Origin of the sequence: Anoxybacillus sp. PDR2, from assembly GCF_009834045.1 — a bacterium.
Classification (GTDB): Bacteria; Bacillota; Bacilli; order Bacillales; family Anoxybacillaceae; genus Anoxybacteroides; species Anoxybacteroides rupiense.
This window is the reverse complement of the sequence record NZ_CP047158.1, coordinates 1276218-1293474: the sequence shown is the minus strand read 5'-3', so window position 1 is coordinate 1293474 and position 17257 is coordinate 1276218. Positions and strand designations below refer to the sequence as shown.

The 17257-nt window shown below is 42.3% G+C and carries 18 protein-coding genes; all 18 read right to left on the bottom strand.

The window, feature by feature from the left end:
* Positions 1 to 12 precede the first annotated feature (12 nt).
* A complete protein-coding gene (locus tag GRQ40_RS06290; protein WP_066147153.1) occupies positions 13 to 693 on the bottom strand; it encodes a YggS family pyridoxal phosphate-dependent enzyme in 681 nt (226 codons plus the stop codon).
* Between the two features lie 3 nt (positions 694 to 696).
* Positions 697 to 1509 (bottom strand): peptidoglycan editing factor PgeF, encoded by an 813-nt coding sequence (gene pgeF / locus GRQ40_RS06285; protein ID WP_066147151.1) that lies wholly within the window; start codon positions 1507 to 1509, stop codon positions 697 to 699.
* 77 nt (positions 1510 to 1586) lie between these two features.
* Entirely contained in the window at positions 1587 to 1829 is a 243-nt protein-coding gene (locus tag GRQ40_RS06280; RefSeq protein WP_044746581.1) for a YlmC/YmxH family sporulation protein, read from the bottom strand.
* A 583-nt stretch (positions 1830 to 2412) separates the two neighbouring features.
* A complete protein-coding gene (gene sigG / locus GRQ40_RS06275) occupies positions 2413 to 3192 on the bottom strand; it encodes an RNA polymerase sporulation sigma factor SigG (RefSeq protein WP_044746582.1) in 780 nt (259 codons plus the stop codon).
* Between the two features lie 103 nt (positions 3193 to 3295).
* Complete coding sequence (gene sigE, locus GRQ40_RS06270; RefSeq protein WP_044746583.1) at positions 3296 to 4015, bottom strand: RNA polymerase sporulation sigma factor SigE; 720 nt, start codon at positions 4013 to 4015, stop codon at positions 3296 to 3298.
* A 52-nt stretch (positions 4016 to 4067) separates the two neighbouring features.
* The gene (gene spoIIGA / locus GRQ40_RS06265; protein WP_066147149.1) at positions 4068 to 4994 is read right to left on the bottom strand and encodes a sigma-E processing peptidase SpoIIGA; all 927 of its coding nucleotides are present in this window, start codon (positions 4992 to 4994) and stop codon (positions 4068 to 4070) included.
* A gap of 377 nt (positions 4995 to 5371) precedes the next feature.
* Entirely contained in the window at positions 5372 to 6508 is a 1137-nt protein-coding gene (ftsZ, locus tag GRQ40_RS06260; protein ID WP_044746585.1) for a cell division protein FtsZ, read from the bottom strand.
* 26 nt (positions 6509 to 6534) lie between these two features.
* Positions 6535 to 7812: a cell division protein FtsA gene (gene ftsA, locus GRQ40_RS06255; protein WP_044746586.1), complete on the bottom strand. Its 1278-nt coding sequence runs from the start codon at positions 7810 to 7812 to the stop codon at positions 6535 to 6537.
* Between the two features lie 114 nt (positions 7813 to 7926).
* Positions 7927 to 8280: a small basic family protein gene (locus GRQ40_RS06250; RefSeq protein WP_066147147.1), complete on the bottom strand. Its 354-nt coding sequence runs from the start codon at positions 8278 to 8280 to the stop codon at positions 7927 to 7929.
* A 1-nt stretch (position 8281) separates the two neighbouring features.
* Positions 8282 to 9001, bottom strand: a complete 720-nt coding sequence (locus GRQ40_RS06245; RefSeq protein WP_044746588.1) for a DUF881 domain-containing protein — start codon at positions 8999 to 9001, stop codon at positions 8282 to 8284.
* 24 nt (positions 9002 to 9025) lie between these two features.
* The gene (locus tag GRQ40_RS06240) at positions 9026 to 9733 is read right to left on the bottom strand and encodes a DUF881 domain-containing protein (RefSeq protein ID WP_066147709.1); all 708 of its coding nucleotides are present in this window, start codon (positions 9731 to 9733) and stop codon (positions 9026 to 9028) included.
* Positions 9714 to 10553: a cell division protein FtsQ/DivIB gene (locus GRQ40_RS06235; RefSeq protein ID WP_066147145.1), complete on the bottom strand. Its 840-nt coding sequence runs from the start codon at positions 10551 to 10553 to the stop codon at positions 9714 to 9716. The genes GRQ40_RS06240 and GRQ40_RS06235 overlap by 20 nt, the downstream gene beginning before the upstream one ends.
* A gap of 77 nt (positions 10554 to 10630) precedes the next feature.
* A complete protein-coding gene (gene murB / locus GRQ40_RS06230; protein ID WP_066147143.1) occupies positions 10631 to 11542 on the bottom strand; it encodes a UDP-N-acetylmuramate dehydrogenase in 912 nt (303 codons plus the stop codon).
* Positions 11543 to 11688: 146 nt separating this feature from the next.
* Positions 11689 to 12789 carry a stage V sporulation protein E gene (spoVE, locus tag GRQ40_RS06225; protein ID WP_066147141.1) on the bottom strand — a complete coding sequence of 367 codons (1101 nt, stop codon included), beginning with the start codon at positions 12787 to 12789 and terminating at the stop codon, positions 11689 to 11691.
* A 38-nt stretch (positions 12790 to 12827) separates the two neighbouring features.
* The gene (gene murD / locus GRQ40_RS06220; protein WP_066147139.1) at positions 12828 to 14183 is read right to left on the bottom strand and encodes a UDP-N-acetylmuramoyl-L-alanine--D-glutamate ligase; all 1356 of its coding nucleotides are present in this window, start codon (positions 14181 to 14183) and stop codon (positions 12828 to 12830) included.
* Positions 14184 to 15158, bottom strand: coding sequence for a phospho-N-acetylmuramoyl-pentapeptide-transferase (mraY, locus tag GRQ40_RS06215; RefSeq protein ID WP_066147137.1), 975 nt, complete (start codon positions 15156 to 15158; stop codon positions 14184 to 14186). It lies immediately after the preceding gene.
* Positions 15152 to 15616 (bottom strand): hypothetical protein, encoded by a 465-nt coding sequence (locus tag GRQ40_RS06210; protein WP_066147135.1) that lies wholly within the window; start codon positions 15614 to 15616, stop codon positions 15152 to 15154. The genes mraY and GRQ40_RS06210 overlap by 7 nt, the downstream gene beginning before the upstream one ends.
* Positions 15610 to 17082, bottom strand: coding sequence for a UDP-N-acetylmuramoyl-L-alanyl-D-glutamate--2,6-diaminopimelate ligase (locus tag GRQ40_RS06205; protein WP_159719578.1), 1473 nt, complete (start codon positions 17080 to 17082; stop codon positions 15610 to 15612). The genes GRQ40_RS06210 and GRQ40_RS06205 overlap by 7 nt, the downstream gene beginning before the upstream one ends.
* Positions 17083 to 17257 lie beyond the last annotated feature (175 nt).

The window sequence follows — 17257 nt, the reverse complement described above, 5'->3', positions numbered from 1 at the left end:
CTCAGCACCTCCTTATTGTTCCTTTCCAACAAGCGATGTTCCCAAACGAATAAATGTCGCTCCTTCTTCAATTGCAATCATGTAATCATTGGACATTCCCATTGACAGTTCTGTGCACGGAGCGTTTGGAATCCCCAATGCTTGTACACGCTGTTGCAACAGCTTCAATTGCCGAAAGCATTGACGCAAAAACGGCTCATCATCCGTGTACGGAGCCATTGTCATCAATCCAACAACCTCGATGTTCGAAAAGCTGCGCAATTGTTCGATAAACGGAAGCACTTCGTCCTTAGACAGCCCATGCTTTGTTGCTTCTCCCGAAACATTCACCTGCACAAAGCATCTGACCGGCTGAAGGGCCCGCTTCTCAATTTCACGGGCAAGAGAAAGGCGATCCAGTGAATGAATATAGTCTACTTTATCGATAATAGCTTTTACTTTGCGAGATTGCAATGTTCCAATAAAATGCCAAGTCGCTTTTTGCCCAATGGCTTCATACTTTTGCAGCAGACCATCATCACGGTTTTCTCCTAAATCGGTTATGCCAGCTGTCAGCGCTTCTTTCGCTCGTTCAATGCTCACATACTTTGTTACCGCGATGATTCGGATGGAGGCGGGATCACGATTCACTCGTTTGCATGCTGTTTCAATGTTAGCGCGGATTATGGCTGCGTTGTTGCGAACAGATTCCATGCACTATTCCTCCTTCCTGACGATAAATGCCATCATTCTTCCAGTTTGTCCATTGTCACGTCGATGGGAAAAAAATAAATCCTCGGCACAGCTTGTGCAATAATCGGACACTTGAATATTGGAAGCAAGTACTCCCTCTTTTATAAGCAATAGCCGATTTAGCTCTTTTAAATCAAGAGCATATTGTCCTAGACTGACTTCTCGATAAGGAAGATCTCTTTTTTCCCCTAATGCATTTTGTGCAGCATTCAACACGCGGTCATCTACAATGTAACAGCAGGAACCGATGGCTGGTCCAATCGCTACCATGATTTCCTGAAGCGGAATATGCTCACGCTCGCACCAAAGACGAACCATTTTGCCGGCGATATTTTTTACGGTTCCTTTCCATCCCGCATGGGCAACGCCGACCAGCCCATAGTTCGGTGCGGCAAAATAAAGTGGAACACAGTCAGCAAAGCAGAGAGCCAATAATAACTCCGCTTCGTTCGTATACAACCCGTCCGTCTGAGCAAGCGCTGTTTCCATATCCACTGCTCCTTTTCCGGCATCCTGCTTTGTTATTTTGGCAATATGTGAGTCATGCGTTTGCTCGCAGCATATCCATCTTGCTAGCGGAATTTGCAAAAGCTCTGACAGCTTTTGTCGATTGCGTACAACAGCAGGCTGAACATCTCCGACATGCAAACCAAGATTGAAGGTCGTAAACGGCTGCTGGCTGAATCCTCCTTGTTTGGTCGTAAAACCCGCCAGCACGTTCTGCCATTCTGTCAACATCAGCAATTCTTCGCCATCTTGATGAAAAATTTCTGGCATGAGTGTCATCCTCTTTGTAGATTTTTATCACTTTTTTTCCTATTTTATCATAGTTTGCTTATAGATGATAACCTTATTTATTCACTTTCGTTTAAACGGACTAAAATAACGTCGGCTCCAATCTTCACAATATTTTGCCACGGAATGACTGTTTCCGCCTCGCGGCCGAATAACCCGAGCACTTTGCCTGATCCCAAAATAATCAATGCATTAATTTGTCCTGTCTGTAAGTTGATATCAATATCACCGATATTCCCTAACTTTTTTCCGTTTGCGACATTCACAACATCTTTTGTTTGAAACTCAGAAATTTTGATCATATGAGTCCCCCGCTTTCATCATCTCTATAGATTGCCACCTCGGTAAAAACAGGCTGATCCGAACCATCCATATTTTTGATCGTGAAAAAACGGTCATGCTGCTCCTGCCCATCAGCGAAAATTCCTTGTGGTTTTTCCACAAACTTCCTAACATCAAAAAGACGAACCCTGAAAAAACAAACTTCATCATATATAAATACAACTTAACCCCCATGTAACCAGTGAATCATGATGCAAAAATAGATGTCTCAACAGCTTGAGCAAGTGATCATCGGATTTCACGAACAATCGGGCGACTGGCTTTTACACATCCGTTCGCATTTATGCACCGTAAGGACAATAACGGAATCTGCCACGAGTAATTGAAAGATTGGAACTGTTCAATCAAGAAAAGAGAATGGGCAATGTTTCGCAGGTCGGGAGTAAATATAATATTTTGTCTTTGCCGTACGAACGTATAAATCCATGCCCTCACATGAACTCCCCATCCATATAAATGATGAAGCCACATCATACACTAATATATATGATATGATGGCTCCTAGCTTTCCGAAAAAAAGAGCTGTTCTAAAATGAACAGCCCTTATACTTGAATATTTTTATTCATTTGACGAATCGCAGCTTTTTCCAATCTCGATACTTGTGCTTGTGAAATACCGATCTCTTCGGCCACTTCCATTTGCGTTTTTCCTTGGAAAAACCGTTTGCGAATAATCATTTTTTCCCGTTCATTTAAACGGCGCAGCCCTTCTTTTAATGCAATTTCCTCAATCCATTGGCTGTCGCGATTTTTTTCATCGCTTAGTTGATCCATGACATAGATAGGGTCGCCCCCATCATTATAAATCGGTTCAAATAAGGAAACAGGATCTTGAATCGCATCTAAAGCAAATACAACCTCTTCATGAGAAACCCCAAGGACATTGGCGATTTCCTCAGCTGTCGGTTCCTTTAGCGTCTCCCCTATTAATTTTTCACGCACTTGAAGCGCTTTATACGCAATGTCGCGCAACGAACGAGATACGCGAATCGGATTATTGTCGCGTAAATAGCGACGAATTTCCCCAATAATCATCGGAACCGCATACGTTGAAAATCTCACATTTTGACTTAAATCAAAATTATCAATCGATTTCATAAGACCGATGCAACCGACTTGAAACAAATCGTCCACAAACTCTCCACGGTTATTAAAACGCTGAATAACGCTGAGGACAAGACGCAAATTGCCATTCACAAGCTTCTCTCTTGCCTCTAAGTCCCCTTCATGCATCTTTTTAAACAGTTCTCTCATTTCCTCGTTTTTTAGTACCGGAAGCTTTGATGTATCTACACCACAAATTTCTACTTTGTTTCTTGTCAAGTCTTTCCCTCCTATCAGGAGATGCTGTCATTGTTCAGTATCTCCTTAGGAAGAAAAAATATGCACATGTCCCATTAAGGAAAAATGGGACATGTGCAATTTTTTACATCATCTTATTGAATTCCTTGCGCAATCGCTTAATAATTCGCTTTTCGAGACGTGATATGTAAGACTGTGAGATGCCAAGTAAATCGGCTACATCTTTTTGTGTTTTTTCTTCTCCGCCAGAAAGACCAAAGCGAAGCTCCATAATTTGTTTTTCACGATCACTTAACTGACGGAGTGCATTTAATAAAAGATGGCGATCCACATCTGCTTCTAAATCTTTTGTAATCACATCTTCTTCTGTTCCAAGTACGTCAGACAATAACAGCTCGTTTCCATCCCAATCAATGTTTAGCGGCTCGTCAAACGATACCTCTGATCTCACCTTATTATTGCGTCGCAAATACATGAGGATTTCATTTTCAATGCATCGCGAAGCATAAGTGGCTAACTTAATCTTTTTTTCAGGATTAAATGTATTGACCGCTTTAATGAGTCCAATAGTCCCAATGCTAATTAAATCTTCAATATTGATTCCTGTATTTTCAAATTTTCGCGCAATATAAACGACTAAGCGCAGATTTCTTTCAATCAGCAGCGATCGAGCCGTTTCATCCCCTAAGGAAAGCTTTTGCAGCAATTCCTCTTCCTCTTCTTTCGTGAGTGGTGGAGGTAGCGCTTCACTTCCTCCAATATAATAAATTTCATCGGTCTTGATTCCGAGTTTGATCAGCAACTTATACCATAAATGCAGAATTCGAAGTTTCCATCGTTTCATAAAAAATCCCCCTTCTAATTTAGATAAAGATGCGTATGATATAGTAACAACCCTATGAAGCGGTTAACCGTTTGCCCGCTTGAATCATTTTCGGATGCACAATGCATTGATATTCCCCGTCCGTCGATAAGCTTGCTTCATTTAAACCAACCAGTCCCTTCGACACTCGAATCCATTGTGCTTCATAGCGAATCATGATTTCATCTGGCTTAATAGCTAATAAAAATCTCTGCTCTTTTCCAATTACACGATAAGGAATGATTCGCAAGCGATTGGACCATTTTTCAAACATGGGATCATTTAACCATTGAAAATCGTCTTGTCGTTTAAATTGCTCAAGGATAAGCGGCGGCAATACATCTTTCATTTCATGGATACAGGTAATCATCACAGGCGTTTTTGTGATGGGATCATACAATTGATTTCCACTGTCAATAAGCCCCTTCAGTGAAAGTGAAACATCATCAAAGATAAGCACAACATCCACAATGCTATCAAAACGTATTTTTTTCTCACGAATTCCGGCAATCCTCAAATGGGAAAACAACCATAAAAGCGGAAAGCCAACCAATACAAATAACCAGCTAACAGGATCTCCCGTTCCAAGCGAGTAGGTGGAGAGCATCCCTGTGGTCACTTGGATCTCATGCTGCAGAAAATAGTGAACAGCAATCATCCCTCCCCCAACCATAAAAGTAGCGAAGTAAAACGTAAATAAATTCTCGAAAAAATATCGAAACCGTTTAAAGCCAAATGATATCCAAACGATGATCAATGAGAACAATAACTTGCCAAGCGGTGTTTGTACATATGAAGAAAGCGGTGTAAACATCAAAATCACAAGAAGTGAGCCGATGAAAGCTCCTGCAACTATCCTCCACCATACGGCATTTCTTTTCAGGATAATCGCTGTTAACCAGAGCAGCAATCCGTCAAAGCAAAAATTTAATAACCAAATAACATCTAAATAAACGGTCAATCAGCTAGCCTCCTTTTACAAGGAACACGACAATCAATCTGAAAATAGTATATAGTACATCTTACTGGAAAGTCTGTCAATTTATGATGGTGAAAAAGTGAATTTTTTGTCAAAGGAAAACGAATAGCAGATCGAGAAAGTGCCGTAGGATTAAACTTCATATAGGCATGAACACCTGTCTAAGCCTTATTTACTTTGTCATAAAAAATTAAGATCTTCCACCTAATGCCCAAGTCATATTCATATGTTCACAGAAAAGCAAAAAGAGCATGAAACAGTGTTCATGCTCTTTTGTGAAGCTACATTTTGGCTTATTTTCTTTTTGCTTCAATTGAATGGGCAAGAATGAAAAAGAACGTTCCTACCCTTTTGCATTTTTAGCGGCGACGGTTGCGATTGCGCAGAAAAGCAGGGATATCAAGCGGATCTTCCACCTGTGAAGAGCGAAGCGAACCATAGTCTTGCACGGGCTCTTCACGTTTTTCACGCTTAACGGTCGTTGTCGCTTTTGGAGCGGTGCCAAAACCAGCGCGAACCGGACGAGAAGATGATGGTGTTTCGCTTTCATTGAACCCAGTGGCAATGACCGTCACGACAATTTCATCCTTTAAGTTTTCATTAATAACAGAACCGAAGATCATGTTTACTTCCTGATCGGAAGCCGAAGCCACAATATCCGCTGCTTCTTGCACTTCATATAGACTTAAGTTCGTGCCGCCAGTAATATTCATAAGCACTCCTTGCGCTCCGTCAATCGACGTTTCAAGAAGCGGACTTGAGATCGCTTTTTTGGCGGCTTCAGCCGCACGATTTTCACCGCTAGCGATACCGATTCCCATCAAGGCTGAACCTTTATTGGACATAATGGTTTTAACATCGGCAAAGTCAAGGTTAATTAAACCAGGAACGGCAATTAAGTCGGAAATGCCTTGCACCCCTTGCCGGAGCACGTTGTCCGCTTCACGGAACGCTTCAAGCATCGGCGTATTCTTATCCACGATTTCAAGCAGGCGGTCATTGGGAATCACGATAAGGGTGTCGACTGCTTCCTTCATGGCTGCAATTCCATTAGCAGCTTGCATAGCCCGCTTTCTTCCTTCAAATGTGAAAGGACGTGTAACAACGCCAACTGTCAACGCTCCTAGCTCCTTAGCAATTTGGGCGATGACTGGGGCAGCCCCTGTTCCTGTACCGCCCCCCATTCCTGCGGTCACAAATACCATATCGGCTCCTTTTAGAGCTTCTTCAATTTGTTCTTTGCTTTCCTCTGCTGCTTTTTTTCCCACTTCTGGGTTTGCCCCCGCACCTAATCCGCGCGTCAGTTTTGCACCGATTTGCAGCTTAGTAGGAGCTTTCGATAAATTGAGCGCTTGTGCATCGGTGTTGACTGCGATAAACTCTACACCTTGTACGCCATGTTCAATCATCCGATTTACAGCGTTGTTTCCGCCGCCGCCAACACCGATGACCTTAATAGTTGCTAACTGATCAACAGTAGTATCAAACTCCAACATGACAAATCCTCCTAATAATTCGATCTCTACTCAAAGAAATAACCGAAAAACTTTTTCATTTTTTGTCCTAAATTTTCATCTTTACTTTTTTGTTTTGCTTTAGAAGGCTGTTGTTTAGGAAGCCGTTTTTCTGGCGTTTCCACCGTTGCAGCCACCGGAACTCCTCGTCCCTGCAGCTTGGCATGCCGATAAGCAAATTTAATCAATCCTACTCCCGTTGTATACTGCGGATCGCGCACGCCGATATAATCAGGAATCGCGATGCGTACACTATTCCCCAGCATGTCCTGGGCCAGTTCTAAAATTCCCGGCATGTTGGCGACTCCACCTGTCAAAACATAGCCGCCTGGCAAATCACGAAAGCCTAGCTTACGAGTTTCTTGGAATATAAGCTGAAAAATTTCTTCAAGCCTCGCTTCAATAATATCAGCAACATCAAGCTGAGTAAACTGCTGATGCTGATCCGTGCCGATGATTGGGACACTGAAAATCTCTTCTTCTGAGGCGAGATCATAAAAAGCATGTCCATGTTTAAGCTTAATTTTTTCGGCATCTTCTGTTGAAGTTCTAAGACCGATCGAAATATCTTTTGTAATATGGTCGCCTCCAACAGGAAGAACAGCGGTTGCCCGTAAAAACCCTTGCTCAAAAATAGCGACGGTTGTGGAGCCGCCACCGATGTCTACTAAAGCGACACCCAAATTTTTCTCATCCTTTGATAAGGCAAGCGAACCAGCCGCCAACGGCTGCAAACAAATATCACTTATTTCCAAGCCTGCTCTCTCCACACAACGAAGCAGGTTATGTAATACTGTTTTGGCTCCCGTAATCATCGTTCCTTCCATTTCAAGACGCACCCCGATCATCCCACGAGGATCGCTAATCCCATCAAGACCATCGACTATAAACTGCTTCGGGATGACACCGATGATTTCTCGATCTGGAGGAATCGAGACAACTTGGGCAGAGTCAATGACACGAGCTACATCTTCATCCGTAATTTCCCGGTTTTCACTGGAAACAGCGACAATGCCATGACAATCTTGCAGCTGCACATGGTTGCCGTTGACCCCGACAACGACCCTGTTGATTGTTAACCCAATCATTCGTTCTGCTTGATCAATTGCCCGCTTAATTGAATGTACGGTTTCATCTATATCAACAATGGAACCTTTTTTGAGCCCTTCAGATTTCACATTTCCAACGCCAATGATATTCAATGATTCATTTAGCATTTCTCCAATAATAACCTTAACACTGGATGTACCGATGTCAAGACTAACAACGATTTCATTGCTGTTCATTCTTTGGCACCTCCTTTAACAACTAACATATCGACGAATTGAACAGCTGGCAACAAGTTTTGTTTCATATATTCAACATATCAAGAAGCATTCCCTTTCATTAAAATGAACTTTTTAGGATTTTTCTCGTTTTTCCATCCATTTTGCGAGCCAAATCCGGCGAATGACAGCGATGTTTTGAAACAATCGAACCCCAAAAGCAAACACAGCTGCTAAATACAAGTCTACACCAAGATAAACACCGAGAAAAGCTAAACTTGCGGCTAAAATAATATTAAAAAAGAAACCTGTAAAAAAAACATTTTCATCATATACATTTTGCAAATGAGCGCGAATGCCGCCAATGAGTGTATCAAAGGCTGCGAGAATGGCAATCGATAAATAATTGGCGTATTCAGCAGGAATGCGCCAATCGGTTGAAAATCCTAACACAATCCCAATAATGAAGCCGATGACCGGAAGCCACATGCTATTTTTCCTCCTTTTCGGCTTTTACTGTTTGCATATAGCGAACGCGCCATTGTCCGTTATATTTAGGAATAGAGACTGCTGGCATCGGCTCTGAAACAGTAATTTGCAAATTTTCTGTAACAAAATCATCATAAATGGTGGATACTTTTAGATGATTGTATAGCGTCGTCACATCATCGGAAATAACCTTCACCTGTATTGGCAATGAAGAAATGGATTTCTTTCCAATCTTCGTTACACCGTTTACTTCACGAATTGCCGTTGTATTGGCAAGACGTTCATCAGCAACAGCAATCTCCTTGGCGCCGTACATATTCAACTCATTGATCAACCTCTTTAACAGCTCTGGAGAAATCGTGTATGTAATAGGCCCCACATAATCTTCCGGATAAAACGGTTCGATTGTCAAAACGACTCCTGGCCCCGTCGTCTCCGTCAATCCCGCCTCTTTCCTCAGTTCCTCCACCGTTTCTTGAAGCGTAGCTGCTTGGTTTCCGGCGGGATTTTGCAGGTAATTTTGAATTTTTTCATCATTGCGGCGAATTTCTAGTAAAAGCTGTTGCTCCAGCTGCTGCTCCTTTTTTAAATCTTGACGCAGCTGCCAAATATCCCGCGTATCGCGCACAGCAGGTTGCTTAGTTGTTTGCACCTGAATCGCAAGCATAAACCCGATAATCGCCATAATCACTGTAAAATGAACCAGCTTTTTTCGTACCAACGCGCTTCACCAAACTTTCTATTTTTACTCACGGTTTGTATGAAAAATCGGATCTAGTGTGATATCATCCTTTTGCTGAATATCAACAACAACATGGTCCCCTGTTAATTGATCCTTCACACCTCCGGCAATAGTAAGCGCTGAGGCAAGCACGTTGGAGTCGCCAATCGCAGAAATGGTAAAGGGAGCTGAATGCTGTGTCCCATCCACTTCAATAACAGGACCGTTGCAAACAATATAGGAGCGGTGTGAAATCCGTTGCCCGTTGATGGCAATCGCCTCTGCCCCAGAGATGAGCAGTTCATGCACTACTTTTAATACATGTTGCTCATGAACGATGTAGTTGGTCGCGCTTTGTTCGCTTGGAATATAAGAAGCATCTGAAAGCGTGACTTCAACCCCAGCTCCTCTGACCTTCACTTTTCCGATGTACATCCGCAATTGTTCTGCTTCTGTTGCTAAATCGCTATATGCCTTTTTTTTATCGGCAAGTGAAGCCTCCATTTTCCGCACTTTTTCCTGCTTGCTCATCAGTTCTGCTTTCAGCTTTTGGTTTTCTTTTTGCGATTGAATCAGCAATTGTCTGTATTCATATTCCTTATTCCATTGCTTATCAGTGATCGTTCGTTTTTCAACACGACTTTTTGTATATTCGTAGGAAAAGGAAAGCATAAACCCTAAAACAAGACAGACCAAGGAAAGGATGACATAATTACCGCGCACTACTTTCATTGTCATCGTCATCCTCCTTTTTTGGTTGATCATAAGCTTTAAAGTAGTTGCTGACCTCTAAATGAATTACACCTTTTACATTCGGATCAAGCTTCTTAACAATCTCAGGATAAAGAAGCATTTTTTCCGCAAAATTTTTGACACTCGCACTTACCTCGAATCCGTCATTCATATAAACGGTAATGTGATAGCGATCTTCATCGCTCGGCGCATAGTGGATTTCAGAAATAGCGCTTAATATGTATGGAGGCAGTTTGGCTAGCTGACCTGCCATGTCTTGAATGTCTTCTCCTCTTTTCCAATCCACTAAAATTGGGGCATCGCTTAATACCGTTTTTGGAGCATTTTTCATTAAAATTTGACCGTTCTCAAGAAGGGGAAAGAACGTCTGTTTATGTTCAATGTAAGCAACCCGTCTGCGTTCTTTTATGTAAAGTACAATTGTATTGGGGAATTTTTTTTGCATTTCTACTTGTTTGATTTCCGGATGCTCTTCAATCGCCTGTTTAATTTTCTCTTCTTTTACTTTCCAAAAGCTTGTCCCATTCGCTAAACCGCTCAGTTGAATAATTTTTTCACTTGAAATATGTTGATTTCCTTTTATTTCAATATGCTTGACATAGCTTAAGGGTGATTGAAAATAAACAATACATAAAATAAGCATAAAAAAGAAGACAATGTAAATGGTTAATCGGCGATTGACTTTTTGCCTGCGCCGCTTCTTTAGTTTAGGAACACGTTCTTCGAGAACGACGACTTTACCTTTTTCCAATTTGCTCACCGCTTTCTGACACTTACAAAACAATAAAACAAACGGCATTTGTCTATGCCGTTAGTTTTTGAAGCAAATCTGTTTTTATTATAGCACAATATTGGAAAATAAGGTGATCTAATTTTCTAGGACTTACGACCAATAATCTCCACTTCTGTCTTCATTTCGATGCCGTATAGCTGCTGAATCGTCTTTTTCACATGAGCAATCAAATCCAATACGTCTTGAGCTTTCGCGTTCCCGGCATTTACAATAAAGTTTCCATGCTGCTCAGAAATTTTGGCGCCACCGATCGCATATCCTTTTAATCCCGCTTTTTCAATCAACTGGCCCGCATAATGTGGGAGAGGATTCCGAAAAACGCTTCCAGCACACGGATAATCCCACGGTTGCGTCTCGCGGCGGTAGTCTTTATTTTTTTGCATTTTCGCTACAATGCTTTCCCTTTCTCCCTTTTTCAATTCTAATACCGCTGCAATACAAATTCCAGGGCGCTTCTTTTGCAAAACGGAGGTTCGATAAGAGAACTCCATTTCTTCTTTACTTAACCATTCAATCGTTCCATCAGGAAACAAAACCTGTGCCTTTTGCAAAATATGCGACATATCCGAGCCGTGCGCCCCCGCATTCATATAAACAGCACCGCCGACTGAACCAGGAATTCCCCCAGCAAACTCTAAGCCTGATAACCCTTGCCTGCTGACGGTCGTTGCCAATTTAATTAAAGAATATCCTCCACCAACGGTTACTTCCTCTTCATGAATGGTCAGCTCAGCAATCCCGTCTCCTAATTTAATGACAACACCTTCAATCCCTTCATCCGCTACAAGCAAGTTAGAGCCACGTCCAATCACTCGCCAATTTACATGATGCTTTCGAATAATTTCCATTACTTTTTTTAGGCTTTCGATGCTGTCTGGCTCTACAAACACATCAGCTGGTCCGCCGATTCGAATCGTTGTGTGGCGGGCAAGCGGCTCCTTTTCTCTCACTTTTCCAATATTCGCTTGAGTGAATTCTTTGATGAGCTGTTCCACGGATTTCCTCCCCTTTCCTGTATTTCTTGTTGTCCTGATGATGGATCATCATGATCTTTTTTCCTGTCCACTACTGTCCACAAACAAAACGAGAGGGGCCGCCTCCCTAAGAAATTAGCTTAGAGAACCTCCCCTTTTCTCGTTCATTAATATCGGGCATGTTTACTGATATTCAACAAAACTCCAATCGCCATCAGCATCAAAGTCAGCGACGAGCCGCCGTAGCTTAAAAATGGCAAGGTAATTCCCGTTACTGGCATCAGTCCTGTTACTACCCCGATATTAATCATCACTTGAATTGCGATCATCGAAATAATTCCGATCGCTAAAAATGTTCCATATAAATCAGGAGCTCCAAAAGCGATGCGCACTCCTCTCCAAAGGAGCAAGCTAAACAATAACAGCACGAGTGAACCGCCAATAAATCCCAGTTCCTCCGCCAAAATCGCAAAAATAAAATCGGTTTGCGGTTCAGGTAAGTAAAAAAACTTTTGCCTGCTTTGTCCTAGTCCTAACCCTAGCAGTCCACCCGGCCCAATCGCATAGAGCGACTGAATCATTTGAAAGCCGCTGCCAAGCGGATCTTCCCAAGGATTTAAAAAGGAGGTGATTCGTTTGATTCGATAAGGAGCCGATAAAACAAGACCAGCAAAGCCAGCCAAGCCTATCATTCCAAGGCCGACAAAATGGCTGATGCGAGCTCCAGCAACGAAAATCATCGTAATACAAGTACCCACCATCACCGTTCCTGTTCCTAAATCGGGCTGCAACATAATCATGCCAAATGCTGAAAAGACAAGGGCTAAAGCAGGGAGTAATCCTTTTTTAAATAATGTAATCTTTTTTTGGTTTTCGGACAAATACTTGGCCAAGAAGGCTGCCATCGCCAGTTTCATAAATTCAGATGGCTGAATGGAAAATGCCCCTACACCAATCCAGCTGCGCGAGCCATTGCGCACTACTCCAACTCCTGGAATCAGCACAAGCACAAGCAGCACAAAACATATAATCAGCAAAACTTTTGACCAGTCGCGCCAGACCCAATAATCGACATTCATAATAAAAAACATCGCTGCAATTCCTACACAAGCAAATAACAGCTGGCGCTTAGCAAAGAAAAAAGAATCGTGAAACTTATATTCTGCCCATACAGCGCTGGCACTATAAACCATGATTAGCCCGATTGCTAGCAGCAGAAACGTCAGCAATAGAAGTAAAAAATCAGGCGCAGACTTTTTTTGAGACACTGCCCAACACCTCAGCTTTTATGAACGGTATGTCCTTTCTATTCAAGCTTATGCACTGCGCTTATAAAAATGTCTCCTCTTTGTTCAAAAGTTTTATATTGATCCCAGCTTGCACATGCTGGTGACAACAAAATAATATCGCCAGGCTTCGATATCTCATAAGCAACAGGTACAGCTTTTTCCACATTATCGACATGATAAACCGTTTCTATTCCTGCCTGTTTCGCTACCCGCTCTAACTTTTGTGCCGTTTGTCCAAATAAAATAACGGCTTGAACCTGTTTAAGATAAGGGATCAAGTCATCGAATTCATTGCCGCGATCCAATCCTCCCGCAAGAAGAATGACTCGCTGATCACTAAAAGCAGATAACGCTTTTTGCGTTGCCAATATATTGGTTGCTTTGGAGTCATTAAAAAATTTTCTACCGTTCACAGTGCCTACGTATTGGAGGCGGTGTTTCACTCCAGTAAAGGTTGTTAGTACGCGGGCAATGGCCGCGTTATCTGCGCCTACTAGCTTCGCTGCTGCTACAGCCGCTAATATATTTTCTAGATTATGTTTGCCAGGCAACACAATATCTGATAGGGCGATCACTTTTTCACTGTTCCAGTAGACTGCCTGATCTTTCACATAAGCGCCGCTATTTAATGGTTTGGTAGTGGAAAAAAATATTTTCGTTGCGCTCGATGCCTCAGCGAGCTTCATGACCCATTCGTCATCTGCATTCACGACAGCATAATCGCTTTCTGTTTGATTTTTTAGCAAATTTCCTTTCGCTTGTGCGTATGCTTCCTTCGTTCCATGATAATCCAAATGCGCATCAAAAATGTTAAGAAGCACAGCAATGCGGGGACGAAACGCTTCAATCCCCATCAGTTGGAATGAAGACAGCTCAGTGACAACCCAATTGTCTTCATGAGCCGTTTTGGCTACTTCACACGCCACCATTCCGATATTACCCGCAATCAACGGTTTTTTGCAAGCTTCTTTTAGCATTTCGTAAATCAGTGTAGTGGTGGTCGTTTTGCCATTCGAGCCCGTAATGCCGATAAACGGAGCTTCACAAATGGCATAGGCAAGCTCGACTTCTGTTATGATCGGCAGTCCTTTCTCAAGTGCTTTGGCTACCATTGGATTGGTATATGGAATTCCAGGATTTTTCACCACCAAATCAAATGGTTCATCAAGGAGACCAAGCGGATGCCCTCCGCAAATCACACGAATTCCCTTCTCATGTAACTGCTTTGCTGTTTCGTTTTCATCCAGCGGCTTTTGATCATTAACGGTCACGCTTGCTCCAAGCTCATGAAGCAGCATAGCCGCTGCGAGACCGCTTTTCGCCAAACCAATCACTAACACTCGTTTCCCCTGATACATCGTTACTTGTTTCAATTACATCCACACCTCGATATAGATTCCGAGTATTGCTAACAATAAGCCAATCGCCCAGAATGTGACAACAACGCGCCACTCAGACCATCCAATGAGCTCGTAATGGTGATGCAACGGACTCATGCGAAATACTCGTTTTCCTGTTGTTTTAAATGAAATAACTTGAATAATCACTGATAATGTTTCAATCACAAACACGCCGCCGATAATCGCAAGCAATAGCTCTAATTTCGTTAATATCGCAACAGTGGCAATCGCTCCTCCTAACGCAAGAGAGCCGGTATCGCCCATAAACACTTTAGCTGGATGGGCATTAAACACAAGAAATCCAAGAACAGCCCCAACGACAGCAACGCTAAAAATAGCTACATCATATTGTTGCTGGTTCCATGCAAGAACAGCATAGGCGCCAAAGGCAATCGCTGCCGTTCCCGACAACAAACCGTCGAGCCCATCCGTTAAATTGACGGCATTTGAGCCAGCCACAAGCATAAAAACAAGAAATACGATATATCCCCATCCTAAATCAAATGATAGATGGGTTCCTGGAATATGTAGCGCTGTGGAAAAATTTTGCTGGTGATAAACCATATAAAACACAAAGGCGATCAGGAGCTGCCCTGTTAATTTTTGCTTGCTTGTTAACCCCAGATTCCGCTTCATGACAACTTTAATAAAGTCATCAATAAAGCCAAGCAGTCCATATCCTATGGTAACAAATAAAAGCAAATAGGTCTCGATCGTGATATGGGAAAATTTTTTCGTCATGAAAAACGTTGTAATCACAATCGAGAGCAAAATCATCATTCCGCCCATCGTCGGCGTGCCAGATTTTTTGTGGTGCGTTTTTGGTCCTTCTTCACGTATGCTCTGCCCAAACTTTAATCTTCGTAAAAACGGAATAAAAAAAGGAGATAGCAGCACCGTAATGAAAAAAGCTGTTACAATTGAAAATATCATCACTTGTTCTAACATGACGGCTCACATCCTTCTTTCTCTTGAGCACCGAACCATTTTTGTTTCAGTTGCTGTAATTCATTTATTACCGCTATATCATATGAATGATTTTGTTCAATATGATGCTGCGGAGCGTCAATGGTCAATAAAAATTGCGTTTCTTTATTGTCCGCTTTTTTTAACGGCAAATACATTTCTAATATGGAAGCTAACGCCTTCAGCTCAGAAGGGACGAAAAAAATTGGAAACTGATTTGGAATGTAAGACGGCAATGTTCCGCCATTTTTCCAAAGAGAAGCAATCGCCCCTTGCTCAATAGCCACTTTTAGCTCCCATTCTGTTCCTGCTAGCGGAACAAATAGTCCTTTTTCTGCCTTGCAATAAGGATTCGTAAAAACGGTGCGAAATTCAAGCGCATTGTCGACAATCCCTCTTGTTAAAGGAAATAATTGCTTGACCATTTGATAAGTTAGCATTCTCCATTTCGCTCCTTAATGGCTTCGCGGGCAACGATGCGGTCATCAAAGTGCAGCACTTGATTTCCAATGATCTGATAGGTCTCATGGCCCTTTCCAGCAATTAAAATGACATCATCCTTTTGTGCGTGTTCTACTGCATAACGAATCGCTGCTTTGCGATCTGCGATTGAGATATATCGCTTGCCCGCAACTCCTTTTTCCATGTCATGTAAAATATCTTCCGGTCGCTCGGAACGGGGATTATCAGATGTAAAAATCGCTGTATCCGCATATTTTACGGCAATTTGAGCCATTAACGGACGCTTGGCACGATCTCGATCCCCGCCGCAGCCGACAACCACATAAATATTCCGTTTAGCGAATTGCCGAATGGTTTTTAACACATTTTCTAAGCTGTCTGGAGTATGTGCATAATCAACAATAACAGTAAAATCTTGCCCTTCATTCACGGTTTCAAAACGCCCCGAAACGCCTGATATTTCTTCTAGCGCCTCAGCAATCGTAGACAACGAGAGTCCCGAAGCAAGGCAGGCAGAAGCAGCGGCTAATATATTATACACATTAAAACGGCCGATCAGCTTCGTGCAAATTCGCACCGTTTCATCTGGTGTCACTAAATCAAATTTCATTCCGTTTGGCGACATTTCAATCTGCTTCGCCAGAATATCGCTGTCTTGATCAATCCCATACGTAATAACCGTAGCGGCTGTCATATGTTTATAGTATTCAGACGACGGATCATCTTGGTTAAGAATCGCAAATTTCGGCCGTTGATGATCAAAACGATTGCCGAGTTGAGCAAATAACAAACCTTTTGCCAAGCGATATTCTTCCATTGTACGATGGTAATCTAAATGATCCTGTGTTAAATTTGTAAACACCGCGATATCATAATCGCATCCGTGAACACGCCCCATATGCAACGCATGCGAAGACACTTCCATGATCGCCGTATCAATCTCTTCCTCCACCATTTGCTTAAACGTTCTTTGTAATACAAGAGCGTCAGGAGTCGTGTTTTTCACATCATAAGTTTTATCGCCAATTTTTATATGCATGGTTCCAATCAAACCTGTTTTCTTTCTCGCCTTTCGAAACACATAATCGATAAGGTGAGTCGTCGTCGTTTTTCCATTTGTGCCTGTCACTCCGATCAGATGTAGCTTATGCGTCGGTTGACCATAAAAAGCATCTGCCAGCACTGCTAACGCTCGTTTGCTGTCGCGGACAAGAATCACAGGTACGGAAACATCAACTTCACGCTCTGCTATAATCGCCACTGCCCCGTTTTCTACAGCTTGCTGGGCAAAATCGTGACCATCAACCGTAAATCCTTTAATACAAATAAACAGAGCACCTTTTGTTACCTTTCGGGAATCCATCTCAATCGATGTTACAGTCGGATTTTCGCCGACATATGTACCTAAATGATGCAAATAAGAAAGCAATGTTCGCAGTTCCATCTTGTTCATTCCTCTCGTTTAAATTCCCTCATAAAGAGAATTGTCAGTCGATTTGGCCAAAAAACGGAAAAGAAGGGAGCACCGATGTCCCTCCCTTGTCCTGTATGCCATCATCATGCTGATATCCAGTTAATCAATGGCAGGCAAAACGTCATTACGTACGGATCAAAGAATG